Below are 25,505 nucleotides of genomic sequence, written 5' to 3' on the forward strand. Positions count from 1 at the left end.
GTGTTGGGCGGAAGTTTCTTGGTGTTGTGGGCCGGGGTGGTGGCGGGTTTGGCCCAACAAACGGTGGATTTAACCACCCGGGGGGGGCCGCCATCCGGCGGCCCGCCTCCCTCCAGCCCCAATAGTTAGGTACCTAAGCACAAATACTTAGGTACCTAATCACAAACGAAAGGAGACCCGACCCATGAGCAAGAAGGCCCCCGGCGCTCCTCCGCCCTTCGTCCTGTGGCGCGAGGTCCTGGTCGCCTACGCCATGCCCGCCGCCATGGCCGGGACCGGCGGAGCCGTCACCGGGCAGCCACAACTGGTGGCCGCCGCACTCACCACCATCGGCGGCACCTCCGCCCTGGTGGCGGCGACACTCGGAGCCGCACTACGCCGCCGCCCCGTCCGCAGCCGACCGGCCCGGACCCCGCGGTGGCTCGTGGCCGCCACGCTCGGTCTGGTCGCCGCCGCGCTCGGCCTGGCGCTCGGCCTCGTTGCCGCCCACTGGCTGCCGCAGATCCCGGCCCTCGCCCACAGCCCGTGGCCGCGGCGGCTGCCGATCGACCTGCCGGTCTCCTCGGCGATCGCCGCCACCATCACCACCTGGCACTGGCGCGGCAGCCGCCCGGCACGCACGGCGCAGCACCGACTCCCCGCCACACCCCAGCCCACCGCCCCTCGGCCCGAAGCCGCACTCCACCCCGAAAGGCAAACGTCATGATCGTCATCATGGGCGCCGGTGGCGCCACCGGCGGCGCCACGCTGCGCAGCCTCGCCGCCCTCGGCGCACCGAGCCACGCCCTCAGTCGCGACCCCGCCCGACTGGCCGCCACCCTCGACGAGCGCACGCTCGCCCGGACCACCACCCTCCCGGCCGACGCCGCCGACCCGGCCTCCCTGCGCGCGGCCTTCCGCGGCGCGCACCAGCTCTTCCTCACCATGGCCAACGGCCCGCAGCAGGTCCGGCACGAGCTGAACGCGATCGATGCGGCGCTCGACTGCGGAGTGGAGCACATCGTCAAGGTCTCCGCGCCCGCCGCCGAGCCGGACTCCCCCGTCGCCGTCTCCCGCGGCCACCACCTGATCGAGGAGCGACTGCGGTCCTCCGGCGTCACCACCACCGTCCTGCGACCGTACGCGTTCATGCAGAAGCTGCTGCTCCTGGCGCCCGGAATCGCCGCCGCCGGCGTGGTGCACGGCGCGATGGGCCAGGCACAGTGCAACTACGTGGACGTCCGGGACATCGGGGACGCCGCGGCCGAGGTGCTCACCCGCCCCGAGCTGGCCGGCGGCACCCACCCGCTCACCGGCGGCAGGACCTACAGCTACCCGGAGCTCACCGCACTGCTGGGCGAGCTGCTCGGCCGGCCGGTCCGCTACCTCGACCTGAGCCCGTCAGAACTGCACGCCCACCTGGTCGGCCGGGCCGGGATGCCGCCCTGGCTGGCCACCCACGTGGTGGAGATCCAGCAGCTCGCGGTGGTTCGCAAGGAGACCCCGGACGGCTCCTTCCTCCGCCTCACCGGACGTGCTCCGCGTACCCTGGAGGCGTTCCTCGGCGAGAACCTGCACCGGTTCCGCTGACCACCGGACAGGACGGCGGGCCGGGCCCGCACCGGACAGCCGATCCGGAGCCCGGGCCGAAACCCGAGCCGGAAATCGGGGAAATCGGCCCGGAAATCCCGGCCCGCCACCTCCCGCCACCCGAAGGGAGCAGGAATCACTGTGGCATGGATCACGGTCGAGAAATCGACCTGACGATCCGTCAATTCTCCTGACACCCCATCACATCGATATCGAGAAGCCTCAGTTGTTGACTGACGCTTTGTCAGATTCCGCCATTCCGGCGCCAGTTGGGCCGAGTGTCCGCTCCTGACCGATCGCCGTCCCGGGACTAGCATCAGTCGGGTTGTCCGCTCCGGCCCGGAGTGGGAGCACCTGATCGGACGGTGCTCCCACCGCCCCAGGGGCCGGGCATCGGTCGGAACGGGGCGAGGACGAGGAGCGCACGGCTGCCATGACAGCTGAACCGAGCCACCCGGAGCAGCACGCCACGCCACCGCAGGAGCCCACCCCGGCGGCGCAGCCCACCCAGGCCGCGCCCCCCGCGCCCCCCGCGCCGCCCGCGCCGGCACAGCCCGACCAGGCCCCCGGGCAGACGCCCGAGCAGCCACTGGCCCTGTTCCCCGGCCGCCCGGCCGCCGCCCCGCGCACCCTGGTCGACGTGCTGGACGCCACCGTGCGCGCCCACCCCGACGAGCCCGCCCTGGACGACGGGCACACCGTGCTCAGCTACCGCGCCCTGGCCGCCGAGGTGGAGCAGCTGCGCCGCCGGCTGGCCGCCGCCGGGATCGGCCCGGGCGACCGGGTGGGCGTGCGCGTGCCCTCCGGCACCAACGGCCTGTACGTCTCGATCCTCGCGGTGCTCGCCGCCGGTGCCGCCTACGTCCCGGTGGACGCCGAGGACCCGGACGAGCGCGCCGAGCTGGTCTTCGGCGAGGCCGCCGTGGCCGCCGTGCTCGGCGCCGGGCGCGACCTCGCGACCACCGGCGAGCGCGCTCCCGCCCTGGAGCGCCGCCCCACCCCGGCCGACGACGCCTGGATCATCTTCACCTCCGGGTCGACCGGCAAGCCCAAGGGCGTGGCCGTCACCCACCGCAACGCCGCCGCCTTCGTGGACGCCGAGGCCGCGCTCTTCCTCCAGGAGGAGCCGATCGGCCCCGGCGACCGGGTGATGGCCGGCCTCTCGGTGGCCTTCGACGCCTCCTGCGAGGAGATGTGGCTGGCCTGGCGGCACGGCGCCTGCCTGGTGCCGGTCCCCCGCTCCCAGGTGCGCAGCGGCGCCGACCTCGGGCCCTGGCTGGCCGAGCAGGAGATCACCGTGGTCTCCACCGTCCCGACCCTGGCCGCGCTGTGGCCGGCCGAGGCGCTCAACGAGGTGCGGCTGCTGATCTTCGGCGGCGAGGCCTGCCCGCCCGAGCTGGTGCAGCGCCTGGTCACCGAGGGCCGCGAGGTGTGGAACACCTACGGCCCCACCGAGGCCACCGTGGTCGCCTGCGCCGCGCTGCTGACCGGCGAGGGTCCGGTGCGGATCGGCCTGCCGCTGGACGGCTGGGACCTCGCCGTGGTGGACGAGGCCGGTGTGCCGGTCGCCCCCGGCGGCACCGGGCAGCTGGTGATCGGCGGTGTGGGCCTGGCCCGCTACCTCGACCCGGAGAAGGACGCCGAGAAGTACGCACCGCTGCCCTCGCTGGGCTGGGAGCGCGCCTACCGCAGCGGCGACCTGGTCCAGGCCGACCCGGCCGGTCTGCTGTTCCTCGGCCGCACCGACGAGCAGATCAAGCTGGGCGGGCGCCGGATCGAGCTCGGCGAGGTCGACGCGGCCCTGCAGGCCCTGCCCGGCGTCGCCGGCGCGGCGGCCGCCGTACGGACGGCCCGCGGCGGCAACCAGCTGCTGGTCGGCTATCTGGTGGTCCAGGACGGCTTCGACCGCGAGCAGGCCGTCGAGCGGCTGCGCGCCGAGCTGCCCGCCGCCCTCGTGCCGCTGCTGGCGACCGTCGAGACCCTGCCCACCCGGACCTCCGGGAAGGTCGACCGGGCCGCCCTGCCCTGGCCGCTGCCCGAGCTGGAGAGCGCCGGCCCGAGCGAGGAGCTGTACGGCACCGAGGCCTGGCTGGCCGAGCAGTGGTCGGAGATCCTCGGCGTGCGGGTCGGCGGCCCGCGCGACGACTTCTTCGCGATCGGCGGCGGCAGCCTGGCCGCCGCCCGGCTGACCACCCTGCTGCGCACCCGCTACCCGAGCGTGGCCGTGCTGGACATCTACCAGCACCCGACGCTGCGCAAGCTCGCCCGTCACCTGGAACGGACCGCCTGCGAGAGCACCGAGGCCCGCACCGTCACCCTGGTGCCGACCAGGGCCAAGCTGCTCCAGCTGCTCCTGCTGGTCCCGCTGTTCACCGTGGTCGGCCTGCGCTGGACGGTCGCCCTGCTGGCGGCCGGGAACCTGCTCACCCACCTCGGCGACTATCCGTGGGCGCCCACCGCCTCCTGGTGGTGGGTCGGCGCGGGTGCGCTCGCGCTGTACACCCCGCCGGGCCGGCTGGCCCTCGCGGCGGGCGGCGCCCGGCTGCTGCTGCGCGGCGTGCGCCCGGGCAGCCACCCGCGCGGCGGCTCCGTCCACCTGCGGCTGTGGACCGCCGAGCGGCTCGCCGAGCTGAGCGGCGCGGACTCGCTGTCCGGCGCCTGGCTGGTGCGCTACGCCCGGGCGCTGGGCGCCAAGGTCGCGCCCGAGGTGGACCTGCACTCGCTGCCGCCGGTCACCGGGATGCTGAAGCTGGGCCGCGGCTGCGCGGTCGAGGCCGAGGTGGACCTGTGCGGCTACTGGCTGGACGGCGACCGGCTGCTGATCGGCCAGGTCAAGATCGGTTCCGGTGCCGTGGTCGGCACCCGCTCGACCCTGCTGCCCGGCGCCCGGGTCGGCAAGCGCGCCCAGGTGGCGGCCGGCTCCAGCGTCACCGGACAGGTGCCGACCGGCCAGCGCTGGGGCGGCGCGCCCGCCGTCAAGCTGGGCCGCGCCGAGCGCACCTGGCCCAAGGAGCGCCCGGCCCGCCAGGCGCGCTGGGCCGCGCTGTACGGCGCCAGCGGCGCCGTGCTCGGCCTGCTCCCGGCGCTGCCCGCGCTCGCCGCGCTGGCCGTGTTCTCCCGCTTCGTCGACCAGGGAACGGCCCTCGGCCCGGCGCTCGGCGGCGCGCTGCTGGGGCTGTTGCCCGCCACGCTGGCGTTCGGCGCGGTGTACGCGGCGCAGCTGGTGGTGCTGGTGCGGGTGCTGAGCATCGGCCTGCTGCCCGGGACGCACCCGCTGCACGGCCGGGTGGGCTGGCAGGCGTGGACCGTCACCCAGCTGATGGACCGGGCCCGAGAGGTGCTGTTCCCGCTCTACGCCGGGCTGGTCACGCCGCTGTGGCTGCGCGCCCTCGGGATGCGGGTCGGCCGGGGCGCGGAGGTGTCCACGGTGCTGGCGCTGCCCAGTCTGACCACGGTCGGCGACGGCGCGTTCCTGGCCGACGACACCCTGATGGCCCCGTACGAGCTGGGCGGCGGCTGGGTGCGGCTCGGCGAGGCGAAGGTCGGTGAGCGGGCGTTCCTCGGGAACTCGGGGATGACCGCGCCGGGCCGCACGGTGCCCAAGCGCGGCCTGGTGGGCGTGCTGTCGGCGACCCCGGCGAAGGCGAAGAAGGGCGGGTCGTACCTGGGCATGCCGCCGATGCGGCTGCCGCGCTCGGCGGACCAGGCCGACCAGAGCCTGACCTACGAGCCGCCGGCCCGGCTGCTGTGGGCGCGCGGGCTGGTCGAGGTGGGCCGGCTGGTCCCGGTGCTGGCCTCGGGGGCACTGGGTCTGCTCACCGTGGCGGCGCTGTCCTGGCTGGCGGCCGGCTCGCCGCTGACCGCCGCGCTGCTGTCGGGCCTGGTGCTGCTGGCGGCCGGCGCGGTGGCCTGCGTGGTCGCGGTGGCCGCCAAGTGGCTGCTGGTCGGGCGGTTCCGCGCGGTGGAGCACCCGCTGTGGAGCGGCTTCGTGTGGCGCAACGAGCTGGCGGACACCTTCGTGGAGATGCTGGCGGTGCCGTGGCTGGTCGGCGCGGTGCCGGGCACCCCGGTGCTGAACCTGTGGCTTCGCTCGCTCGGCGCGCACGTCGGCCACGGGGTCTGGTGCGAGAGCTACTGGCTGCCGGAGGCGGACCTCGTCACCCTCGGCGACGGGGTCACCGTCAACCGGGGCTGCGTGGTGCAGACCCACCTCTTCCACGACCGGATCATGCGGATGGATACTGTGGTCCTCCGCGAGGGCGCCACCCTGGGCCCGGGCGGCATCGTGCTGCCCGGCAGCACGGTGGGCGCGCGCAGCACGCTGGGCCCGGCCTCGCTGGTGATGCGCGCCGAGTCCGTCCCCGCCGACACGCGGTGGCTGGGCAACCCGATCGAGGCGTGGCAGACCACGTCGTGACCACCTCCCCGTCCCCCCGTCCCGGCCCGCAGGAAGTGCACGCCCCCGTGAAGCCCAAGCACGTCCCCGCGGCCGCCGGCGCCCCGGACCCGTACTTCCCGAACAGCGGCGACCACCGCTACCGGGTGCACCGCTACGAGCTGGCGCTGGACTACCGGCCCGGCCCCAACCGGCTGGCCGGCTCGGCCCGGCTGAGCGCGGTGGCGGACGCGGCGCTGGCGGAGTTCGCGCTCGACCTCGCCGAGTTCCGGATCGGACGGGTGCTGGTCGACGGCCGGGCCGCCCGCTACACCCACCGCGGCGGCAAGCTGCGGATCCGCCCGGCCAAGGCGCTCGCGCCGGGCGCGGCGTTCACCGTCGAGGTGCACTACACCGGCAACCCGCGCCCGGTGCGCAGCCCGTGGGGCGGCCTGGGCTGGGAGGAGCTGACCGAAGGCGCGCTGGTGGCGAGCCAGCCGGTCGGCGCCCCGTCCTGGTTCCCGTGCAACGACCGCCCCGCCGACAAGGCGACGTACCAGCTGGCCGTCACCACGCCGTCCCCGTTCACGGTGGTGGCGAGCGGCCGGCTGCTGACCCGCACCACCAGGGCGTCCAGCACCACCTGGGTGTACGAGCAGAGCGCGCCCACCCCGACGTACCTGGTGACGGTGTCGATCGGGCACTACCGGCCGGTGCCGCTGGCGGTGCGCCCGGCGGTGCCGCAGACCGGCTACGTTCCGGAGCCGCTGGCCGCCGCGTTCGCCCGGGACTTCGCCCGGCAGCCGGAGATGGCGGCGTACTTCGGCGAGGTCTTCGGCCCGTACCCGTTCGGCGAGTACGCGGTGGTGATCGCGGACGAGGAGCTGGACGTCCCGGTGGAGGCGCAGGGCGTCGCCACCTTCGGCACCAACCACCTCGGCGGCGGCTGGGAGCGCGAGCGGTTGATCGCGCACGAGCTGGCCCACCAGTGGTTCGGCAACAGCGTCACGATCGCCGACTGGCGGCACATCTGGCTCAACGAGGGCTTCGCCAAGTACGCGGAGTGGCTCTGGTCCGAGCACGCCGGCGGCCCGGGCGCGGCCGTGCACGCCGCCGCCGCGCACCGGCTGCTGGCCGGGCTGCCGCAGGACCTGCGGCTCGGCGACCCGAGCCGGAAGCTGATGTTCGACGACCGGCTGTACCAGCGCGGCGGGCTGGTGGTGCACGCGCTGCGGCGGGCACTGGGCGAGGACGCGTTCTTCGCGATGCTGCGGGACTGGACGAGCATCAACCGGCACGGCGTGGTCGCCACCGCCGATCTGCGGGCCCACGCCGCCCGGTACACCGCCGCCCCCCTCGGCCCGCTCTTCGAGGCGTGGCTGGAGCGGCCGGAGCTGCCGCCCCTGCCGGACTGAGCGCCGTGACCGGTCCTGGGCCGCTCCGTTCGACCGGGCCCGACCGGGCACGACCGGTCGTGCCGGGGCCGGGTCGGTCGGTCGGCCGCCCCGGGGCCGGGATAATCGGTCGGCCGCGGGGCCGGGCTGGGCTACTGTCCGTGCACATGTCGATGAGTCCAGAAGCCCACATGACCGACCTGCCCCACGAGTTGCTTCCCACCACCCGCCGCGCGCTGCTGCACCGGCTCGCCGTCGCCCAGGCCGAGGGGCGCACGCCCTCGATGGTCGCCGGGGTGCTGCGCGACGGGAAGCCGGTGTGGAGCGGTGCCCGCAGCATGGTCGACGGACACGCGCCGACCGCGGACGTCCAGTACCGGATCGGCTCGCTCACCAAGACCTTCGTCGCCGTGCTGGTGCTGCGGCTGCGCGACGAGGGCCTGCTCGACCTCGCCGACCCGCTCTCCCGCCACCTGCCCGGCACCCCCGCCGACGCGGCGACCGTCGCCCAGCTGCTCTCGCACTCCTCCGGTCTGACCGCCGAGAGCCCCGGCCCCTGGTGGGAGCGGACCGAGGGCACGCTCCGGCCCGGCCTCGGCGACATCCTGGAGGCCGAGCGGCCGCTGAAGCATCCGGCCGGGCGGGTGTACCACTACTCCAACCCCGGCTACGCGCTGCTCGGCGCGCTGGTGGAGAAGCTGCGCGGCGAGCCCTGGGGCGAGGTGCTGCGCCGCGAGGTGCTGGCCCCGCTCGGCATGGACCGCACCACGCTGCTGCCCGAGCATCCGCACGCCGGGGGCTTCGCCGTCCACCCCTGGGCCGACGTCATGCTGCCCGAGCCGCTCACCGACACCGGCCTGATGGGCCCGGCCGGTCAACTCTGGTCCACCGTCGGCGACCTGGCCCGTTGGGCGGCCTTCCTGACGGCCGGCGACGACAAGGTGCTGTCCGCCGACACCCTCGCCGAGATGCGCCGCCCGGCCGTCGCCCCGGACGAAGCCGAGTGGGCCATCGGCTACGGCCTCGGCCTGCAACTGCGCCGCCACGAGGGCCGGTTGCTGTACGGGCACACCGGCTCGATGCCCGGCTTCACCGCGGGGCTGTGGATCAGCGAGGCCGACGGCCTGGCCGCCTACGCCCTCTCCAACGCCACCAGCGGCGCCAGCGCCGCGGCGCTGGCCGCCCAGCTGATCGCGGTCACCGCCGAACTCGAGCCCCGGCTGCCCGAACCGTGGCGCCCGCTGGCCGAGTCGGACGCAGAGCTGCTGGAGCTCACCGGCCCCTGGTACTGGGGCGCCGCGCCGAGCGCCCTGCGGCTGCGGCCCGGGCGGGTGCTGGAGCTCACGCCGCTCACCGGGGCCGGCCGGGGCTCGCGCTTCCGGCCCGAGCCGGACGGCACCTGGACCGGCGTGGAGAACTACTACGCGGGCGAGACCCTGCGGGTGGTCCGCCACCCCGACGGCACCGTCAGCCACCTCGACGTCGGCTCCTTCGTCCACACCCGCGAGCCGTACGGCCCGGGCGGCGCCGTCCCGGGCGGCGTCGACCCGCAGGGGTGGCGGGCGTTCTGAGCCGCACGCAGCGGCGGTGACACCGACGACGTCACGTCGGGGGCGTGAACCGCGGAGGTGACGTCGCCGACGCGGCAATGCAGCAGTGACGACAGGGGCGTGCGGTACGGCCGTACGCCCCTGCGGCACGTGTTGTCCACCCCGGGCGGACGAGCACCGGGTGCCGGGCAAGTGACCACCGGGCCACGGGTGTTCCCATTCAACAGGTGCACATCTGCGCTCCCCCGGGCCGCAACATAAATGCCAACCGGTTCGGAGAGACATACGGGGACCGGTTCGCGTCCATGCCCAACCGCCTGCGGACCGGAACGGTGCCCTGGTGATCCACGGCACCGCCGATCGTGCTGCCCTGGAGGGTCCGCCATGACCACCGTCCCCACGTACGCTCCGTCCGCAGTCGCCCCCACCCACGATGCCCCGGCGGTCCCCGCTCCCCGCTCCCGGCCCGCCGCCCCGGTCACGTACACCGTCTCCCTCGCCCGCGACGAGGACGACGTGCGCGCCGCCCAGCGGCTGCGCCACCAGGTCTTCGGCGCCGAACTGGGCGCGGTGCTGCACAGCCCGGTCGAGGGCCTGGACGTCGACCCGTTCGACGAGTTCTGCGACCACCTGCTGGTCCGCGAGGGCGAGCGGGGCGCCGTCGTCGGCACCTACCGGCTGCTGCGCCCGGAGGCCGCCCGCCGGGCCGGCCGGCTGTACTCCGACGGCGAGTTCGACCTCTCCGCGCTCGCGCCCGTCCGTCCCGGCCTGGTCGAGCTCGGCCGCTCCTGCATCAGCCCGGAGCACCGGGGCAACGGCGCCGTCATCAACCTGATGTGGGGCGGCATCGCGCGCTACCTGGCCGACACCGGCAACACCTGGGTCGGCGGCTGCTGCTCGATCGAGCTGGCGGACGGCGGCGCCACCGCGGCCCGGGTCTGGGACGCCGTCAGCGCCAAGCACCTGGCGCCCGAGGAGTACCGGGTCACCCCGCACCGCCGCTGGGACGCCACCGGGGTGGCACGCGCCGAGCGGGGCGCGCTGCCGGCCCTCCTCCGCGGCTACCTGCGGCTGGGCGCCTGGGTCTGCGGCGAGCCCGCGTACGACCCGGACTTCGACTGCGCCGACCTGTACGTGCTGCTGTCGCTGGAGCGCACCGACCCGCGCTACCTGCGGCACTTCCTGTCCGGCGTACCCGCCTCGGGCGCCTCGTCATGAGCGTCTGGCTGCCCACGGCGACCTGCCGGCCCGAGACCTGCCTGGCCGACGCCTCGCCGGAGGTCTCCCACCCCCGGCGGGCGCTGCGGCTGACGGCCTGTCTGGCCGCCGTGCTGGCGGGGATCCTGCTCAGCCCGCCGGTCCGGCTGTTGCCGTACCGCGTCCGGATCCGGCTGGTCCGGCTCTGGGCGCGGGCGGTGCTGCGCGCCCTCGGGGTGACCGTCCACCTCGCGGGAGCCTCCGGAGCCGCCGGAGCCGCCGGCGCCGGCCCCGGCGCGGACGGCGGGGTGCTGGTGGTGGCCAACCACGTGTCCTGGCTGGACATACCGCTGCTCGCCGCCGGGCGGCCGGGCCGGTCACTGGCCAAGACCGAGGTCCGGCAGTGGCCGGTGCTCGGCCCGCTGATCGCCTGGTGCGGCACCGTCTTCCTGGACCGCGACCGGCTGCGGACGCTGCCGGACACCGTCGCGACGGTGGCCGAGGTGCTGCGCTCCGGGCAACCGGTGATCGTCTTCCCGGAGGGGTCGACCTGGTGCGGGCGGGAGAGCGGCCGGTTCCGGCCCGCCCTGTTCCAGGCGGCGGTGGAGGCGGGGGCCGACGTCCAGCCGGTGACGATCCGGTACCGGCTGGCGGACGGGCGGCCGACCAGCGTGCCCGCCTTCATCGGGGACGACGGGCTGCTCACCTCGCTCGCCCGGGTGGTCGCGGCCCGCGGGCTGGTCGCCGACGTGACCTTCCTGCCGACGATTCCGCCTCCCGGCCCCCAGCCCGCCCGGGCGGGTGCCCGGCGCGAGCTGGCCCGCAGGGCGCAGGCCGCCATCGAGGGTATCCACTGACGGGCCGCCGGTGCGACGGCCCGTGCGGCAGTCCGGGTGGCCGTCCGGATGGCAGCCGGTGCGGCAGTCCACATGGCGGCCGGTGCGGCAGCCCGTGCGACGGGCACGGCCGGGGCGTGCCGTACGGCTGACCGGGCCGCCGATCAGGCGGAGCGGGTCTCGGCCGGCTCCGCCGGTCGCGCAAGGGCGGCCTCCGGCACGACGGTCGGACGGGCCCGGCCGAACAGGACGGCGACCAGGCCGGCGGTGACCGCGAGTGCGACCGCACCGCAGAGCACGGCGAGGTGGATGCCGTCGATGAAGGCGCCGTCCACCGCCGCCCGGAGCGGACCGGGCAGTGCCTCCGCCGCTCCGCCACCGCCGTGCACCGCGCCGGTGGGCGCGTCCGCGATCGGCCCGACGGCGTCCACTGGGACGCCGAGCCGGTGCAGGGCCACCGTCAGGGAGTCGGTCAGCCGGTTGGTCAGGACGGCGCCCAGCACGGCGATCCCGAGCACGCCGCCGAGTTCGCGCAGGGTGTTGATGGCCGCCGACGCCATCCCGGCCTGCGCCGGGGCGACCCGCTGCAGCACTCCGATCGACACCGGGGTGAAGGTCAGCCCCATCCCGAGGCCCATCGCGAACAGCGTCCACAGGTACTCCGGGTAGCGGGCGTGATCGCCGTACAGCGACAGGCCGCCGAGGCCGGCCGCGCACAGGAGGAGGCCGAGCACCAGCGGGAGCCGGGGCCCGTAGCGGGCGGTCAGCCGGCCGGAGAGCGGAGCGGCGACCACCAGCATCGCGGTCATCGGCAGCCCGGCGTAGCCCGCCGCGGCCGGGGACCAGCCGAGGATGCCCTGCATCATCAGCGGCAGGAAGAACGACGCACCGAACATCCCGAAGCTGACCATGAACCCGCTCAGCAGCGCGCCGCCCAGCACCCCGTCGCGGAACAGCCGCAGTTCCAGCATCGGTTCGGCGAGACGCAGTTCGAGCAGCAGGAAGGCGAGCAGCAGCACGGCGGCCGCGGCACCGCAACCGAGCACCCGGGCGTCGGTCCAGCCCCGGGAGGGGCCCTCGATCAGGGCGTAGACCAGCAGGCCCAGTCCGGGGGCGGACAGGGCGAGGCCGCCGAGGTCGATCCGGCGGGCGCGCGGCGGGATGTCCGGGAGCACCCGGACGGCGAGCAGCAGGCCGGCGACGCCGATCGGCACGTTGATCCAGAACACGCTGGCCCAGCCGAGGTGTTCGACCATCGGGCCGCCGACCACCGGGCCGACCGAGAGGCCGAGCGCGGAGACTCCGGACCAGGTGGCGATGGCCTTGGCCCGCTCCTTCTCGTCGGTGAAGACGTGCCGGATCAGGGTGAGGCTGCCAGGGGTGAGCAGCGCGGCTCCGACGCCCTGGAGCATCCGGGCGCCGACCAGCACGCCGATCGTCCCGGCGAGCGCGGCCAGGGCCGAACCGAGCGTGAAGAGGGCGAGGCCGAGGCGGAACACCCGGGTGCGGCCGTAACGGTCGCCGAGCGCGCCACCGGTCAGCACGAAGGCCGCGTAGACCAGGCTGTAGCCCTCGGCGACCCACTGCAGACCGCCGATTCCGGCGTCCAGGTCCCGGCCGATGCGGGGCAGGGCGTTGTTGACGATGACGTTGTCCAGCATGGACATGAACATGGTGACGCAGAGCGTGAGCAGCGCGAGCCGTGGACGACGGGCGCTCGACTCCTCCATGGGTTCCCTCCAGGTCGTGAGTCCCTAACACTGTTAGGTGGTGGCACGGCGGCCACGATCGCACCTAACGGTGTTAGATTGCAAGCGGGAATCCACGACACGGCCGGAGGCGTCCGCACACCCATGCCGCAGAATCACACCGGAGCGCCCGGACCCGACGAAGCGACCCCCGCCCTGACCAGGGAGGCCCTCGCCCAGGCCGCCCTGCGGGTCCTGGAACGGGACGGCCTGGCCGGGCTGTCCATGCGCAAGGTCGCCGCCGAGGTCGGCGTCAAGGCGGCCTCGCTGTACTGGCACGTCCGCAACAAGCAGGAACTGCTCGACCTGCTCACCGACGCGGTGATGGGTTCCGCCGAGCCGCCGCCGCGCGAGGGCGGCTGGCGCGAACAGTTCCACGCGTACTGCTGGCGCTACCGCCGTCTGCTGCTCGACACCCGGGACGCGGCCAAGGTCGTCGCCGGCCGGCTCGCCCCCGGGCCCAACCTGCTCGGGCTGATGGAGGACCAACTGGACCGGCTGCGCGCGGCCGGCCTCTCCGACGCCGACGCCGCCATGGCCAGCTACCTGCTGGGCGCCTTCGTCCAGGGCTTCGTGCTCCAGGAGCGGTCGCCGATCTCGGCCTCCGAGGTCCTCGGCACCAGCCGCCGGGACATCGCCGACGCCGCCGGGGACCTCTTCCGCGCCCTGCCCGCCGAGACCTTCCCCAACCTGGTCGACCTCGCCGACGACCTCACCGAGCCGGACATGGACGCCCGCTTCGAGTTCGGCGTCCAGCGGATCCTCGACGGCCTGGCCGCCCTGCTGCCGCCGGAGCGACGCTGAACCGCCCCCCTCCGCGGGCCTCCGCAGTCGCCCTCCTCGGCCCGTCTCCCCCCGGCGGCAGCCCGAACCCTGCCATCCGGCACCGGGGTAGGCTCACCAGGACCGCCCGTCCGACCACGGAGGAGTCACCGATGCCCGAGCTGTACCCCCTCTACGAGCCGTACGCGCAAGGCCGGTTGGACGTCGGCGACGGGCAGCTGATCCACTGGAACGCCTCCGGCGACCCGGCGGGCAGGCCGGCCGTGGTGGTGCACGGCGGGCCGGGCTCCGGCCACAGTCCGGGCTCCCGGCGGTACTTCGACCCGGAGCGCTACCACCTCGTCCAGTTCGACCAGCGCGGCTGCGGGCTCAGTCGGCCGCACGCCGCGGACCCGTCGACCAGCCTGGAGCACAACACCACCGCACACCTGATCGCCGACATGGAGCGGCTTCGCGAGCACCTCGGCATCGACAAGTGGCTGCTGTACGGCGGCTCGTGGGGATCCACGCTGATCCTCGCCTACGCGCAGGCCCACCCGGAACGGGTCTCCGCGATCGTGATCTGCGGGGTCACCATGACCCGCCCCGAGGAGACCGACTGGCTCTACCGCGGCGTGGGGCGCTTCGTGCCGGGCGCCTGGGAGGAGTTCCGGGACTTCCTTCCGCCCGCCGACCGGGACGGGGACACCTTCGACCTGCTCGCCGCCTACAGCCGGCTGCTCGACAGCGCCGACGAGTCGGTCCGGCGGGCCGCCGCCAACGCCTGGGCCACCTGGGAGGACGCGGTCATCTCGCACGAGACGCTGGGCAAGCCGAACGCGTACACCGACCGCCCCTCCGACGCGCTGATGGCCTTCACCCGGATCACCGCGCACTACTTCTCGCACCGGGCCTTCCTGCCGGACGGCCAACTGCTGCGCGACGCCGGACGGCTGGCCGGAATCCCCGGCGAACTGATCCACGGCCGACTGGACCTCGGCGGCCCGCTGGTCACCGCCTGGCAGCTGGCCAAGGCCTGGCCGGACGCCAGGCTGACGGTCATCGACGAGTCCGGGCACACCGGGAGTCCGCGGATGAGGGATGCGGTCCTGGCCGCGATCGACCGCTTCGCCTGAGGCCCCGCGGGCTGCGTGGCCGTCAGGCATTCACCATCAATGACCCGACCGGAGAAACCTACAATACGACCATGATCGCTTATGCCCCAGCCGCCCTGTTCTTCCTGTTGTTCGGAATCGGGGTACTACGCGACCGTCGCCAGTTCAGCAACGCCATCCTGCTCGGCATCGCCGTCTCGCTGCTCTCCCTCGCCGTGCTCGCCGAACTCCGCAAGGCGCCCACGTTGGTGGTGGAGATCGCGATGGTGGCGATCTTCCTCCTGCCCACCCTCGGCACGGCGGCCCTGATCTGGTTCCTCATCGCCAACGGCCTCACCATGATCCGCAAGGAGGGCAGGCGGCCCGCCAACCTCCTCTCCCTGCTCGCCGGACTGGGCATCCTCGCCGTCATCGTCATGCTGTTCGTGGCGATCGCCACCCGCTCGACCCGGCTGGGGATCGTGGTCGGCACCCTGCTCCTGGTGATCGGCTACGTCTCCTTCCTCTTCACCTGCTTCATCGGCTACGCCTTCCTCTACGGCCGCCACCAGCCCCGCCGGGACGTGGACTTCGTGATCGTGCTCGGCTCCGGGCTGATCGGCGGCGAGCGCGTCCCGCCGCTGCTCGCCAGCCGGCTGAACCGGGGCCGCGAGGTGTACGAGAAGCAGGCCGCCCGCGGCAACCCGCCGGTGCTGGTCACCTCGGGCGGCCAGGGGCCGGACGAGAAGCTGCCGGAGTCCCACGCGATGGCCGACTACCTGGTCGAACGCGGCTTCCCGGAGGAGCACATCCAGCGGGAGGACCGCTCGCGCACCACCGAGGAGAACCTGCTGTTCAGCAAGGCCATCATGGAGCAGGCCAAGCCCGACTACCACTGCGTCGTGGTCACCAACGACTTCCACGCCTTCCGGGCCGCCCTGCTCGCCCGGCAGACCGGCGTCAACGGCCACGTCTTCGGCTCCCCCACCGCCCGCTACTACTGGCCGAGCGCCACCATCCGCGAGTTCGCCGCGATCTTCCTGTCCCACAAGATCATCAACTTCGGGATCTGCGGCCTCATCGCCCTCAGCGGACTCCTCGCAGCCCGCTGACCAGCCCGGCCCCGGCCCCATGGCCGGGACCGGGGCCGGGTACCGGCTACTCCTCGTGGATCCGGCTCGCGATGTCGGCAAGGGGATGGTTGCTCGGCGGGATCAAAGCCCGGACCGGCACGTCGGGAGCGGCGCTCACCACGCGGTGGCGAGGGGCCACACAGGTCCGCGGCGTGAACACCCAGACACCCCGGGAATGAGTCGCCCCCAACACCCTCCCCTTGCGGCGCAGCCACGGATAGCGGCTCTGAAGTTCGACGTAGTTGTCGTTGGTCACGATCACCGCGTCGGTGTCGTCCGCGATGGCCGCAACGAGCGCGTCGCCCTTGCCTTCGGTGCCGGCCGGCGGCTGGATGATCTCCCCCTTGCTCAACGCCGCCTCGACGGCGGCACGCTCCTCCTCCGCCACCTTGTGACGGAACGTCGCATCCACGACGACGTGGATCTCGGCCCCGGGGTAGCGGGCGGACAACGTGGCCCGGGCCGCCTCCAGCTGGGCGTACCCCGGCCTGTCCTCGTTCCCGTACACCCCCGCCCGCCGGGGCGACCGACCGATCCACGCGAGGTTCGAGCCGTCCACCACCAGTACGCGCGGAGATCCGGCCTCACCCGGCAGGGCGGCCCTGAGGCTCGACGGAGTGAGTCTCGCCGGGGCCGGCACCGGACGGGCCGGGTTCCGGATGAGTGAGTGCGCGGACAGGTCGACGTCCGTGGCACCGTTCGACAGTGCATCGAGTTCCTTGAGGACTTCGGGGGCGGGCCCGCCGGACCCGAAGCTCTTGACCTCCTCGTTGAGCACCTCCTCCCCGGTGTGCTCCAAGGTCGCCTTGACGTGCAGCAGTCCGTTGGTGTCGTAGGTGTACTCCAACAGGAAGCGCGACTCGTCCCGCACGCCCGGATGCGGGTAGACCAACGTCAGCTCGGTGAGCTGGACGTTGTCCGGGTGTTCGAGGGAGCGGTCGGGGTCTCCCTCCCAGATCTCCACCGAGAGGCTACGGGTGTGGTCGTGCAGGGGCGTGTAGCTCTTGTGCTCCTTCCACGGGAGCGGCGAATTGCGCGGGATGATCTGGCTGAACTTCTTCCTGCCGTTCCTGTCCTTGACCACCGTGCCGAGCGCGTGACCCGTCGCCACCTGGATCACCCCGTCGACCTCGCCTTCCAGCACGGCCGCGGCGATCGACGCACCACGGGCGACCGCCGTCATGGGGTCGCACAGGACGACCGGGACCGGCTCGCTCTGCATGACCTCCGTCACCGCCGCGCGAACGCTCGGGATCTGACTGGTGCCACCGATCATCAGAACCGCGTCCACGTCGCGCGGCGCCATGTGCAGGTCGTTGAGGCACCGTTCCACCGGGACGAGCGCCCGGTCCACCAGATCGGTGATCGCCTCTTCCAGCTCTCCCTGCCAGACCTGTACCGCCGCGCCGTCCGGCGTCATCACGGTGACGGACTCCCGCGACGACAGGAGGATCTTGCTTCGTTCGATGTCGAGGGCGAACTGCCGCTGCTGGGCGGGGGTCCAGGCGGTGCGTGCGGGAGCCCGCTCGAGGACGAGCGCCCGCAGGCGACGGTCGATCTCCAGTCCGCCGAGCTCGGTCACCCCCCTCGAAGCACGCTCCTCGAAGAAGCCGTCCTGGTAGTCGAGCATGGTGACGTCGATCGTGCCGCCACCCCAGTCGAACACCAGGATCTGGACGTCCTCCCGCAGATCGTGCACGTACGAGATCGCGGCCGCAGTGGGCTCGTTCAGCAACGCCTGGACCTCGATCCCAGCGAACCGGGCCGCTGCCCGAGTTCGGTAGCGCGCCGCTCCGGTGGCGTTCGCGGGAACCGTGATCACGGCCCGGTCGATGGTGCTGAGATTGTGCTGCGCACCGTCCCGCATGGCCTGGAACACTCCGGCCGCGACCGTGGTCGCGGCGTACCGGCGGCCCCGGATGGTGACGTACTCGTCGCTCTTCAGCAGACGTTTGCAGGCTTCCGCCGCCTCCTCTGAACGCAGCTTGGCTTCCCAGCCGAACAGCGGCCCCCGACGCAACGAGCTCATCCCGACCACGGACGGGAACAGGAAGTCGAAACCGGGGCGCCGCCAGTCGGCGTCGATGTGATGGGCATCCAGTGCGAGCACCTCGGCCTCGTCGCCCAGCCACTGGGCCACGACGGAGTTGGTGGTCCCGAAGTCGATGCCGGTGGCCGTCACTCGCCGTCCTCCTGCTCCGCCGCCCTGACCTCGGCCTGCCCGGCCGGGTCCGCGCCGGGTCGGTCGATGCCGACCGGAGCCGGAACGCGGCGAAGCTGGCCGGACAGGACCAGTCTGCCGGTGGCCTGGTCCAGGTAGGCGGGACGCAGCACCTCGAACTCTTCTCCCTCGCCCTCCACCACGACGAAGTACTCCTGCTCCTCCGGGGAGTCCACGCAGCGCACCCCCTGGTCGAGCAGGGCACCCCGGATGCTCCTGCGCAGCCCGCCCACGCTCTGCTTGGGCGCGCCGGCGACCAGATCGGTCTCCACCATGCGGGCCACGTACTCCTCCCTGGTCCGGAACGCCTCCAGTACGGCCTGGCGCAGGGCCACGGTCATGGCCGCCTGAGTCGGCCGCTCGTCCTCGCTCAGCTCGATGACGAGTTCCCGGGCCCGTTCGGTGAACCTCGTGAGAAGTCCGGCCGGGCTGAGCAGTTCCTCCGGGCGGTAGGTCCGAAGCGCCGGCGCCTCGGCCTGGGACTCGTTGCGCCGCTTCTCCCTACGGCGCTTGAGTCCGTTGTTGCCCTTCACGGGCTTCGCGGGGGCGGCAGGGGTTCGGCTCTTCTGCGGACTTCGGGGCTGACGGTTCATGCGAGGGTCCTGTGATGGTGGTCCGGGCGCCTTGGCGCGCTGAGCAGGGACGGCAGGAGATCCGCGACGGCACGCCGGCGGACCAGCTCCAGGTCCGCGGACGAACCCGCGGCAGTGCGACGCTCCAACGGAGCGAGGGGGGGAACCAGTGAGACCGGGACCTCGTCCGGAAGGTCGAAGCGCTCGCCGGAGAGCGGCAGGACGAAGAAGTCGGACCAGTCCTCCTGCTGTTCCGCCTCCCGGATGCTCTTCATCGCCCGGTTCAGTCGCGCGCTCGTGTCCACGTCCTTGGCGAACTCCCGGCGCAGGTCGCGGTAGCGCGTCTCCCAACCCGACGAGGCGTGTGGCAGCCCCAGGTCCAGATAAGGGTTGGAGGCGGGGCGGCGGTCGTTGCGAGGAACGGTCCGCCGCCGTTCGATGACCGCCAGGTTCGCCGCGGCCTGCGGATGGACCTCGCGGATCCGGCTGAGCGCGACAACCGCGGCGTCCAAGTTCTCTTCCAGGAGCAGCAGGTAGGCCTGGAAGTTGAGCGCCTCGGCCAGGTACCCCGGGTCCGCGGCGTCGAATGCCGCCAACTTCGCCGTCTGGGAGGTGGCGCGCTGGATGTCACCGGCACAGATCAGGTCGTACGCCTGTCGAAGGGCCATGAGAGCGTGCAGCGGGCTCCGCGTGGGGTTGACCGCGGCTTTGGGCTCCCACAGGCTGAAGATCAACCGCCAGAGTCCTCGGTCGCCCACGATGTCACCGTCCCAGGTGCCGGTCAGTGCGCCGCCCTGAATCCGGCGGAGCAGCAGGACGAGATCGCGCGGCAGGAGCTGTTCGAGGTCCTTGAGGGCCGAGGCCTGTCCGTCGGCGACCCTGTCGAGCAGGTCGTAGAGTTCACCGGGCGACGACTGCGGGTCCGCGCCGGCGAGGAAGGCGTCCCGTTGGAGCCGCTCCCGCCACTGGATTCCCGCCGCCTGTTCGTCCGTGACCTGCTGTGGCGCCAGTCTGGCCGTCAGATAGGAGCACTCCCTCCCGTCCGACCGGAACTGCCATGGCTCGTGGTCCGCTCGCAGTACCTGCGCGTCGATCAGGTCGTCCACGACGCCCAGGGGTATCCAGGGCAGCAGTCGCGGCAGGGTCCGGGTGGGGAGCTCCGCGAGACGATGGCTGGAGAGGGTCAGGAAGAGAGCGTAGGCCCCGGAAGGGTCTTCCTCTGCCGGGAGGGCCGCGTCGGTGGAGGGCAGTGGGCTGGAGGTGCTGTCCGAGAGCACTGCCAACCGCTGCGCGCCGCCTTCGGTCAGCCAGGTGAAGCCGCCGCCGTGGACCGTAGCCAGAGCCGCGCTCACCGTTTCCGACCCGACGTCGGCCAGGACCGCTCGAACCGCAGGCAGCAGCTGTGGGCTCGGCTCACCGTCCAGTGCGCTTCGGAACGCTTCCAGGGCCCAGCCCGCCGCGTCCGGGCCGGCCTGCGCGGTCAGTTGTTGCAGCAACTCCCGGGCCCGCCCGACGGCCTGGACGCCGAAAACGCCCGCCCTCCGCCACTTGCGCACCGTGAAACCGTCGACTGCCGCACCGGGTCCTTCCGTCCCCCGAAGCGCCCGCTGGTTACGCAACCGCTCCCGTTCGAGCGCAATGGCGTGTGAACGTGCGCCTGGGACGGGCTGCCGGGAAGCGCCCGGCGGGGGATCAGTTGCCACTCTTCCTCGCGTTGATTCAGCTGCCTGGCCGGGAAGTTGACCCATTGTGACAGGTCACCAGGACCGTTGTCCCAGGTGTCATCTCTTTGGTCCGCCCGGGTCGGGGCCCGCCACGGGACGTGCACGGGATGCGCTCCCCCGGCCCGGCCAGGGGCGGCTTGGTGCAGCCGGACGGGCCGTGTCGACTGCTCGACTCATCGAGCAGTCGACACTGGTAACGCAGTCGCCCGGTCAGACGGACGGGCGGGGGGCCAGGATCGCGCAGGTGGTGGTGGCATGGGCGTAGAGCTTGCCGTTCTCCACGCCCACCACCTTGGCCTCGGCCGTCGCCATCGTCCGGCCCAGGTGCAACACCACGCCCTCGCAGCGCAGCCTCCCCGAGTCGGCGAACAGCGGGCGCAGCATGTGGACGTTGAGCTGGGTGGTGGTGTAGGCCACCCCGGCCGGCATCCGGCTCATCACCGCGCAGCCGAGTGCCGAGTCGAGCAGGGCGGCGAGGTAGCCGCCGTGCACGGTGTTCATCGGGTTGTAGACGTGGTCTCCGGGTTCGCCCTCGAACACCGCCGTCCCCGGCTTCGCCTCGGTCAGGTGGAAGTCCATGGTGCTGCAGATCGAGGGCTCCGGGATCCGTCCGGCGATCCACTCCGACAGGATCTCCCCTCCGGTCAGGTGGGTGTATTCGGTGACCGGCCGGCCGGGTGTCCAGGTGTGGATCCGGGTGCGCTGCTCCGGGCCGCTCGTGGACTGGAGGCCTTCGACCGCGATCTCGCTAATAGTCATGGGATCAACCTGCCCGGTCCGGCCGTCCGTCTCAAGTTCCGTCCGGCGTGGGGCCGGTACGGCCTTCGGCACTCCCCGGGGCGTGTGGCGGGGGCCGCCGACGACCTCGGCCGGAACGTCCCGTCTCCGGGCTGGCCGGCACCCCTGCGAAGGAGGAGAGATGACCGGCCGTCATCCCTCGTGTTGCGACGGACTTCCCAGTCGGCCGAGTGAACGGTCGGGCACGGTGAGGAGGAGGAGCAGGGCCGCGCCGCCGAGCATGAACAGCGCGAGGCGGTGCAGCCCGCCCGTGGTGGCACCGTGCGGGAAGAAGGCGGCGTTCGCGGTCGAGGCCGCCATCGCGCCGAGGTACATGAAGGTGCGCAGCAGCCCGGCCGCCGAGGCGATGGCGGCCGGATCCGCCTGGTGGTAGAGGGCGGTCTGGGTGCCGATTCCGATCAGCCCCTGGGGGACGCCGGCCAGCACGCCGACCGCGATCAGCAGGACACCCGGGCTGCTCGCGTGCACCAGCAGCAGGGCGGCGCAGGCCGCGATCTGGCAGGCGGAGCCGACCAGAAGCTTGCCGCGCACGCGCGGGCTGCGGCCGGTGACTCCGGCGGCCGCGAGGGCGGTCAGCGAGAGCGGCAGCAGCACCAGTCCGGCGGTGGCTGCCGACAGGCCGCGCCCCTCCTCCAGCCACTGGGTGTAGCCGTAGAGGAAGGCGTAGATGGCGGTGTAGCCGAGGACCTGGCGCAGATAGGTGGCGAGAAGCGGGCGGTTGCCGGCGAGCGAGCGCAGGTCGATGAAGGGGGTGCGGGCGCGCCGCTCGCGGACGGCGAAGGCGACGGCCGCCAGGGCGGCGAGCACGGGGAGGTACCAGCGCGACGGGTCGGGCCTCATCAGGAACAGCATCAGGGCGAGCAGCAGGACTGCGAACAGCGCGATCCCGGCGTGGTCGAGGCGGTCGGGGCGGTCGGGGCGGTCGGGGCGGTCGGGGCGGTCGAGGTGACCGGAAGGACGGTCGGAAGGGCGGTCGGAAAGGCCGTCGCCGCGGCCGGGGCCGCCGGAGCGGCGCTCGGCGACGGGCAGCCGGGCCGCGCCGAGCACCAGACAGGCCAGGGACAGCGGGACGTTGACGGCGAAGACCGTCCGCCAGCCGCCCGCGCCGATCAGCAGACCTCCGAGGGTGGGGCCGATCACCGCGACGGTCTGGTTGGCGACGGCCAGCACCGCCAGCATCCCGGTGGGACTCGACTGCCCGGTCCGCTCGGCCTCGCTGCGGGTCAGGTGCATCGCCGCGGGGTAGGCCGCGGAGGTGCCGAGCCCCAGCAGCACCCGGGCGGCGATCAGCTGTCCGAGCGACGGGGCGAGCGCGCCGAGCAGTCCGGCGAGGCCGACCAGCGCCGTCCCGGCGAGGTAGAGCCGGCGCGGCCCGTGGGTGTCCACCAGTCTCCCGATCACCGGCTGGCCGACGGCGGTGGCCAGGTAGAGCGCGGTGACCAGCCAGGCCGTCTCCGCGGGCGGCGCGCCGAAGGCGGCGCCCACGGGCACCAGCGCCACCGCGATCATCGAGGAGTTGATCGGATTGAGCACCGAGCCGAGCACCATCGGTGCGATCAGTCGGCGATTGAACCCGCCGTCCGGAGCGGACGGCTGACGGCGGGACCGGAACCGGGCCAGCAGGGCGGACGGTCCGGCCATCACCGGTTCAGCCGGTCCAGCAGGGCCAGTGCCTCCAGCACGGTGGCGCGCTCGGACTCGGTGTAGTGCTCCGCCATGGCCCGGGTCAACCACTCCTGTCGGGCCTGGCGACTGTTCGCGACGTGGGCCAGGCCGGCCTCGGTGAGGCTGACCACCTGGCGGCGGCCGTCCTCGGGATCGGGGCGGCGCCCGACCAGTCCGTGCTGTTCGAGGGCGGCGAGCGTGGCGGCCATCGACTGCGGACGGACGCGCTCGGCGGCGGCCAGCGCACTCGCGGAGGCCGGACCGTCGTTGATCAGACGACTGAGCACGGCGGTCTGGGAAGGCGTCAGGTCGCTGGTCCCGCTGGCCTCCCGCAGGGTGCGGCGCAGCCGGCTGAAGACGGCGCGCAGCTCACGGGCGGCCAGCGCCGCGGTGTCGGGCACCACGGCCGCGGCGTACTCCTCGGATGCCTCGGATCCCACAACCCTCGCGGACCCTGCTGCCTCGGCAGCGGACCCTGCGGCCTCGGCAGTGGCTCGGGTGCGGGCGGTTCGGTTCTCGGTCATGCTTCCACGGTAATTTCATCAGTCTGGACTGTCCAGTCTGGACTGAAGGATTTCCGAGAGGAATGCCCGGGAACGACGGGCCGGATAATGACGGCATGATCGACAAGCAGCTCCGCGTCGTCCTCGCCGAGGATTCGGTGATCCTCCGGGACGGCATGGTCGAACTCCTCACCGCCCGCGGGTGCTCGGTGGTCGCCACCGCCGGTACGGCGCCCGAGCTGGTGGCCGCCGTCACCGAGCACCGACCCGACGTGGCCGTGGTGGACATCCGGATGCCGCCCACCCACACCGACGAGGGCATCCGGGCCGCGGTGGAGATCCGGGCCGTCCTGCCCGAGGTCGGCATCCTGGTGTTCTCCCAGCACGTCGAGACCGCCTGGGCGGCACGACTGCTGGCGGACGGCGCGGCGGGCATCGGCTACCTGCTCAAGGAACGGGTGGCCCGCACCTCCGAATTCGTGGACGCCCTGCACCGGGTCGCCGCGGGCGGCACGGCCCTCGACCCGGAGATCGTCAACGGCCTGATGCACGGCGGCCGGCGCAGCCGGGTGGATGCGCTCACCCCGCGCGAGCGGGAGGTACTGGAGCTGATGGCGCAGGGGCACTCCAACCGCTCCATCGCCACACTTCTGGCGGTCTCGGAGCGGGCGGTGGAGAAGCACGTGGCCTCCGTGTTCGGCAAGTTCGGCCTGCCCGCGACCGACGCCGACAACCGGCGGGTCAAGGCCGTGCTCACCTACCTCGCCGAGAGCGGCACCTCCTCCTGAGGCGAGGGCTCCGGGGAGGGCGTTCCGGCGAGAGCAGCGGCGTTCCGGCGAGAGCAGTTCCGAGGACGACGGGCCCAGGGCGGTGGCGACGAAGGCCATGGCCCCGTGGCCACGGTCCCGAAGGCCACGGTCGTGACGGCCCGTCAGAGCCGGACGGGCAGCTCGGCGCCGACCGCCGTCGGCCCACCCGGCGGGCTGTCCACCCGCAGTGTCCCGTCCACCGCCGCGAGCCGCTCGGCCAGGCCGGCCAGCCCGGTGCCCGCGCCGATCGCGGCGCCGCCGCGCCCGTCGTCGCGGACGGTCAGCCGGACCCTCCCGTCGGCCGCGGTCACGGTGAGCTCCGCCGACCGCGCGCCGCTGTGCTTGGCCACGTTGGTCAACAGCTCGGCCGCGCAGAAGTAGACGGCCCGCTCGATCACCTCCTCCGGACGTTCCCGCAGGTCCAGCCGCACGTCGACCGGCACCGGAGAGGTGGCGGTCAGCCCCGGCAGCGCCTCGTCCAACCCGCCGTCCAGCGCCACCGGGTGGATGCCCCGGGTCAGTCGGCGCAGACCGGCGATGGTGTCGTCGGTCTGCCCACGGGCCCGGTCGACCAGGGCGCGCAGCCGACCCAGGTCGAGCCCGCCCGAGCCGGCCGGCCCGCCCCCTGCGGGGAAGCCATCGCCGGGAACGCCCCCAGCGGGAGCGCCCTGCGCCAGCACGTCGTCGGCGAGCGACAGGGTGATGGCGAGGGCGACCAGCTGCGCCTGGGTCCCGTCGTGCAGGTCCCGTTCCAGGCGCCGCAGCCGGTCGGTGTTCTCGGCCAGCAGGGTGGCCCGGGCGACCTCCAGCTGACGCACCCTCTGCTGCGAGCGCACCGGCCCGAGCAGGGCACGGGCGAGCGTGCGGTCCGCTGCTCCGAGCACCCGCACCGCGGCCGGGACGACAGCCAGCACGGCGAGGCCGATCAGGACCGCTCCCAGGTCCAGCAGGCCGATCGGCCTCGGGCCCGGCTCCATCATCCGCACCCAGAGCGGGAAGCCCACCAGCCAGACGCTGCCGAGTGGCAGCCCGACCACGGCCAGGAACCCGAGCACTCCCAGCGGCAGCCGCAGGAGGAGGTAGAGCAGTGTCCGCCAGGCCACCGGATCGGTCAGCACCGGTCGGCCCCGGGCGAACACCCCGGACGGGCGCGGCAACGGCGGCGGCGCGGGCACCTCTTCCCGGAGCAGCCGCCCGACCAGCCGCCGGTGCAGCCCGCCGAGGCTCCTCGCCCCGAGCAGCGCGGCGACCACGAACGGCAGGCCCAGCACCGTGAGCGAGAGCAGCACCCCCGCATAGAGCACCGCGACGGCGTACACCCCACCGAGCACGCCGAGCGGCAACCCGAGCACCGCGAAGGCCAGTTCACCGCCGCGCACCGATCGATACCGCCGCCCCTCAGCCACCGTCCACCTCACCACTGACCCGCCGACTCACCTGCCGACTCACCCGCCAACCGACCTCCAGCATCCACCAGGCCCTCCTGGAACCACCGCACCCACCTGCCCTTCCGTCCGGACCGCCCATCGGACCGCCACCACACCGACCCGCCGGC

At 73.5% G+C, this 25,505-nt stretch carries 19 protein-coding genes; 11 read left to right on the forward strand and 8 right to left on the reverse strand.

Going from position 1 to position 25,505, the window contains the following annotated elements; translation table 11 throughout:
* Positions 1 to 184: 184 nt before the first annotated feature.
* The 7 genes from ABZ449_RS32545 (at position 185) to ABZ449_RS32575 (ending at position 10,942) form a co-directional block, all read left to right on the forward strand.
* Positions 185 to 706, forward strand: a complete 522-nt coding sequence (locus ABZ449_RS32545) for a hypothetical protein (protein ID WP_360353348.1) — start codon at positions 185 to 187, stop codon at positions 704 to 706.
* The gene (locus ABZ449_RS32550; protein WP_360353350.1) at positions 703 to 1,569 is read left to right on the forward strand and encodes an NmrA family NAD(P)-binding protein; all 867 of its coding nucleotides are present in this window, start codon (positions 703 to 705) and stop codon (positions 1,567 to 1,569) included. The genes ABZ449_RS32545 and ABZ449_RS32550 overlap by 4 nt, the downstream gene beginning before the upstream one ends.
* 433 nt (positions 1,570 to 2,002) lie before the next feature.
* The gene (locus tag ABZ449_RS32555; RefSeq protein ID WP_360353352.1) at positions 2,003 to 5,986 is read left to right on the forward strand and encodes a Pls/PosA family non-ribosomal peptide synthetase; all 3,984 of its coding nucleotides are present in this window, start codon (positions 2,003 to 2,005) and stop codon (positions 5,984 to 5,986) included.
* A gap of 47 nt (positions 5,987 to 6,033) precedes the next feature.
* On the forward strand, positions 6,034 to 7,359 hold the full coding sequence (locus ABZ449_RS32560; protein ID WP_360353354.1) for a M1 family metallopeptidase: 1,326 nt from the start codon (positions 6,034 to 6,036) through the stop codon (positions 7,357 to 7,359).
* Positions 7,360 to 7,529: 170 nt separating this feature from the next.
* On the forward strand, positions 7,530 to 8,909 hold the full coding sequence (locus ABZ449_RS32565) for a serine hydrolase domain-containing protein (RefSeq protein ID WP_360353356.1): 1,380 nt from the start codon (positions 7,530 to 7,532) through the stop codon (positions 8,907 to 8,909).
* Between the two features lie 363 nt (positions 8,910 to 9,272).
* Positions 9,273 to 10,106, forward strand: coding sequence for a GNAT family N-acyltransferase (locus ABZ449_RS32570; protein WP_360353358.1), 834 nt, complete (start codon positions 9,273 to 9,275; stop codon positions 10,104 to 10,106).
* Positions 10,103 to 10,942 (forward strand): lysophospholipid acyltransferase family protein, encoded by an 840-nt coding sequence (locus ABZ449_RS32575; RefSeq protein ID WP_360353360.1) that lies wholly within the window; start codon positions 10,103 to 10,105, stop codon positions 10,940 to 10,942. Before ABZ449_RS32570 ends, ABZ449_RS32575 begins: the two co-directional genes overlap by 4 nt.
* A gap of 143 nt (positions 10,943 to 11,085) precedes the next feature.
* On the opposite strand, the gene ABZ449_RS32580 is transcribed toward ABZ449_RS32575, so the two are convergent.
* Entirely contained in the window at positions 11,086 to 12,651 is a 1,566-nt protein-coding gene (locus ABZ449_RS32580; RefSeq protein ID WP_360353362.1) for an MFS transporter, read from the reverse strand.
* 123 nt (positions 12,652 to 12,774) lie between these two features.
* On the opposite strand from ABZ449_RS32580, the gene ABZ449_RS32585 reads away from it, so the two are divergent.
* The 3 genes from ABZ449_RS32585 to ABZ449_RS32595 all read left to right on the forward strand — a co-directional run bounded on the left by ABZ449_RS32585 (position 12,775) and on the right by ABZ449_RS32595 (position 15,637).
* Positions 12,775 to 13,473 carry a TetR/AcrR family transcriptional regulator gene (locus tag ABZ449_RS32585; protein WP_360353364.1) on the forward strand — a complete coding sequence of 233 codons (699 nt, stop codon included), beginning with the start codon at positions 12,775 to 12,777 and terminating at the stop codon, positions 13,471 to 13,473.
* A 131-nt stretch (positions 13,474 to 13,604) separates the two neighbouring features.
* Positions 13,605 to 14,567: a prolyl aminopeptidase gene (gene pip, locus ABZ449_RS32590; protein ID WP_360353366.1), complete on the forward strand. Its 963-nt coding sequence runs from the start codon at positions 13,605 to 13,607 to the stop codon at positions 14,565 to 14,567.
* A 71-nt stretch (positions 14,568 to 14,638) separates the two neighbouring features.
* Positions 14,639 to 15,637 carry a YdcF family protein gene (locus ABZ449_RS32595; RefSeq protein WP_360353368.1) on the forward strand — a complete coding sequence of 333 codons (999 nt, stop codon included), beginning with the start codon at positions 14,639 to 14,641 and terminating at the stop codon, positions 15,635 to 15,637.
* Between the two features lie 46 nt (positions 15,638 to 15,683).
* Here ABZ449_RS32595 and ABZ449_RS32600 read toward each other — a convergent pair whose 3' ends face one another.
* The 6 genes from ABZ449_RS32600 to ABZ449_RS32625 form a co-directional block, all read right to left on the reverse strand.
* Complete coding sequence (locus tag ABZ449_RS32600) at positions 15,684 to 17,840, reverse strand: Hsp70 family protein (RefSeq protein ID WP_360353370.1); 2,157 nt, start codon at positions 17,838 to 17,840, stop codon at positions 15,684 to 15,686.
* The gene (locus tag ABZ449_RS32605; protein WP_360353372.1) at positions 17,837 to 18,472 is read right to left on the reverse strand and encodes a hypothetical protein; all 636 of its coding nucleotides are present in this window, start codon (positions 18,470 to 18,472) and stop codon (positions 17,837 to 17,839) included. The genes ABZ449_RS32600 and ABZ449_RS32605 overlap by 4 nt, the downstream gene beginning before the upstream one ends.
* Positions 18,469 to 20,007 carry a hypothetical protein gene (locus tag ABZ449_RS32610; protein ID WP_360353374.1) on the reverse strand — a complete coding sequence of 513 codons (1,539 nt, stop codon included), beginning with the start codon at positions 20,005 to 20,007 and terminating at the stop codon, positions 18,469 to 18,471. Before ABZ449_RS32610 ends, ABZ449_RS32605 begins: the two co-directional genes overlap by 4 nt.
* A gap of 378 nt (positions 20,008 to 20,385) precedes the next feature.
* Positions 20,386 to 20,934 (reverse strand): PaaI family thioesterase, encoded by a 549-nt coding sequence (locus ABZ449_RS32615; RefSeq protein WP_360353376.1) that lies wholly within the window; start codon positions 20,932 to 20,934, stop codon positions 20,386 to 20,388.
* Between the two features lie 171 nt (positions 20,935 to 21,105).
* Positions 21,106 to 22,614 carry an MFS transporter gene (locus tag ABZ449_RS32620; RefSeq protein ID WP_360353378.1) on the reverse strand — a complete coding sequence of 503 codons (1,509 nt, stop codon included), beginning with the start codon at positions 22,612 to 22,614 and terminating at the stop codon, positions 21,106 to 21,108.
* Positions 22,614 to 23,162, reverse strand: a complete 549-nt coding sequence (locus ABZ449_RS32625; protein ID WP_360353380.1) for a MarR family transcriptional regulator — start codon at positions 23,160 to 23,162, stop codon at positions 22,614 to 22,616. The genes ABZ449_RS32620 and ABZ449_RS32625 overlap by 1 nt, the downstream gene beginning before the upstream one ends.
* A 95-nt stretch (positions 23,163 to 23,257) precedes the next feature.
* Here ABZ449_RS32625 and ABZ449_RS32630 point away from each other — a divergent pair, with 95 nt between their 5' ends.
* Positions 23,258 to 23,929 carry a response regulator transcription factor gene (locus ABZ449_RS32630; protein WP_360353381.1) on the forward strand — a complete coding sequence of 224 codons (672 nt, stop codon included), beginning with the start codon at positions 23,258 to 23,260 and terminating at the stop codon, positions 23,927 to 23,929.
* A 143-nt stretch (positions 23,930 to 24,072) separates the two neighbouring features.
* Here ABZ449_RS32630 and ABZ449_RS32635 read toward each other — a convergent pair whose 3' ends face one another.
* A complete protein-coding gene (locus ABZ449_RS32635; RefSeq protein ID WP_360353383.1) occupies positions 24,073 to 25,356 on the reverse strand; it encodes a sensor domain-containing protein in 1,284 nt (427 codons plus the stop codon).
* Positions 25,357 to 25,505: the final 149 nt, after the last annotated feature.

Source organism: Kitasatospora sp. NPDC005856 (assembly GCF_040629945.1).
GTDB lineage: Bacteria > Actinomycetota > Actinomycetes > Streptomycetales > Streptomycetaceae > Kitasatospora.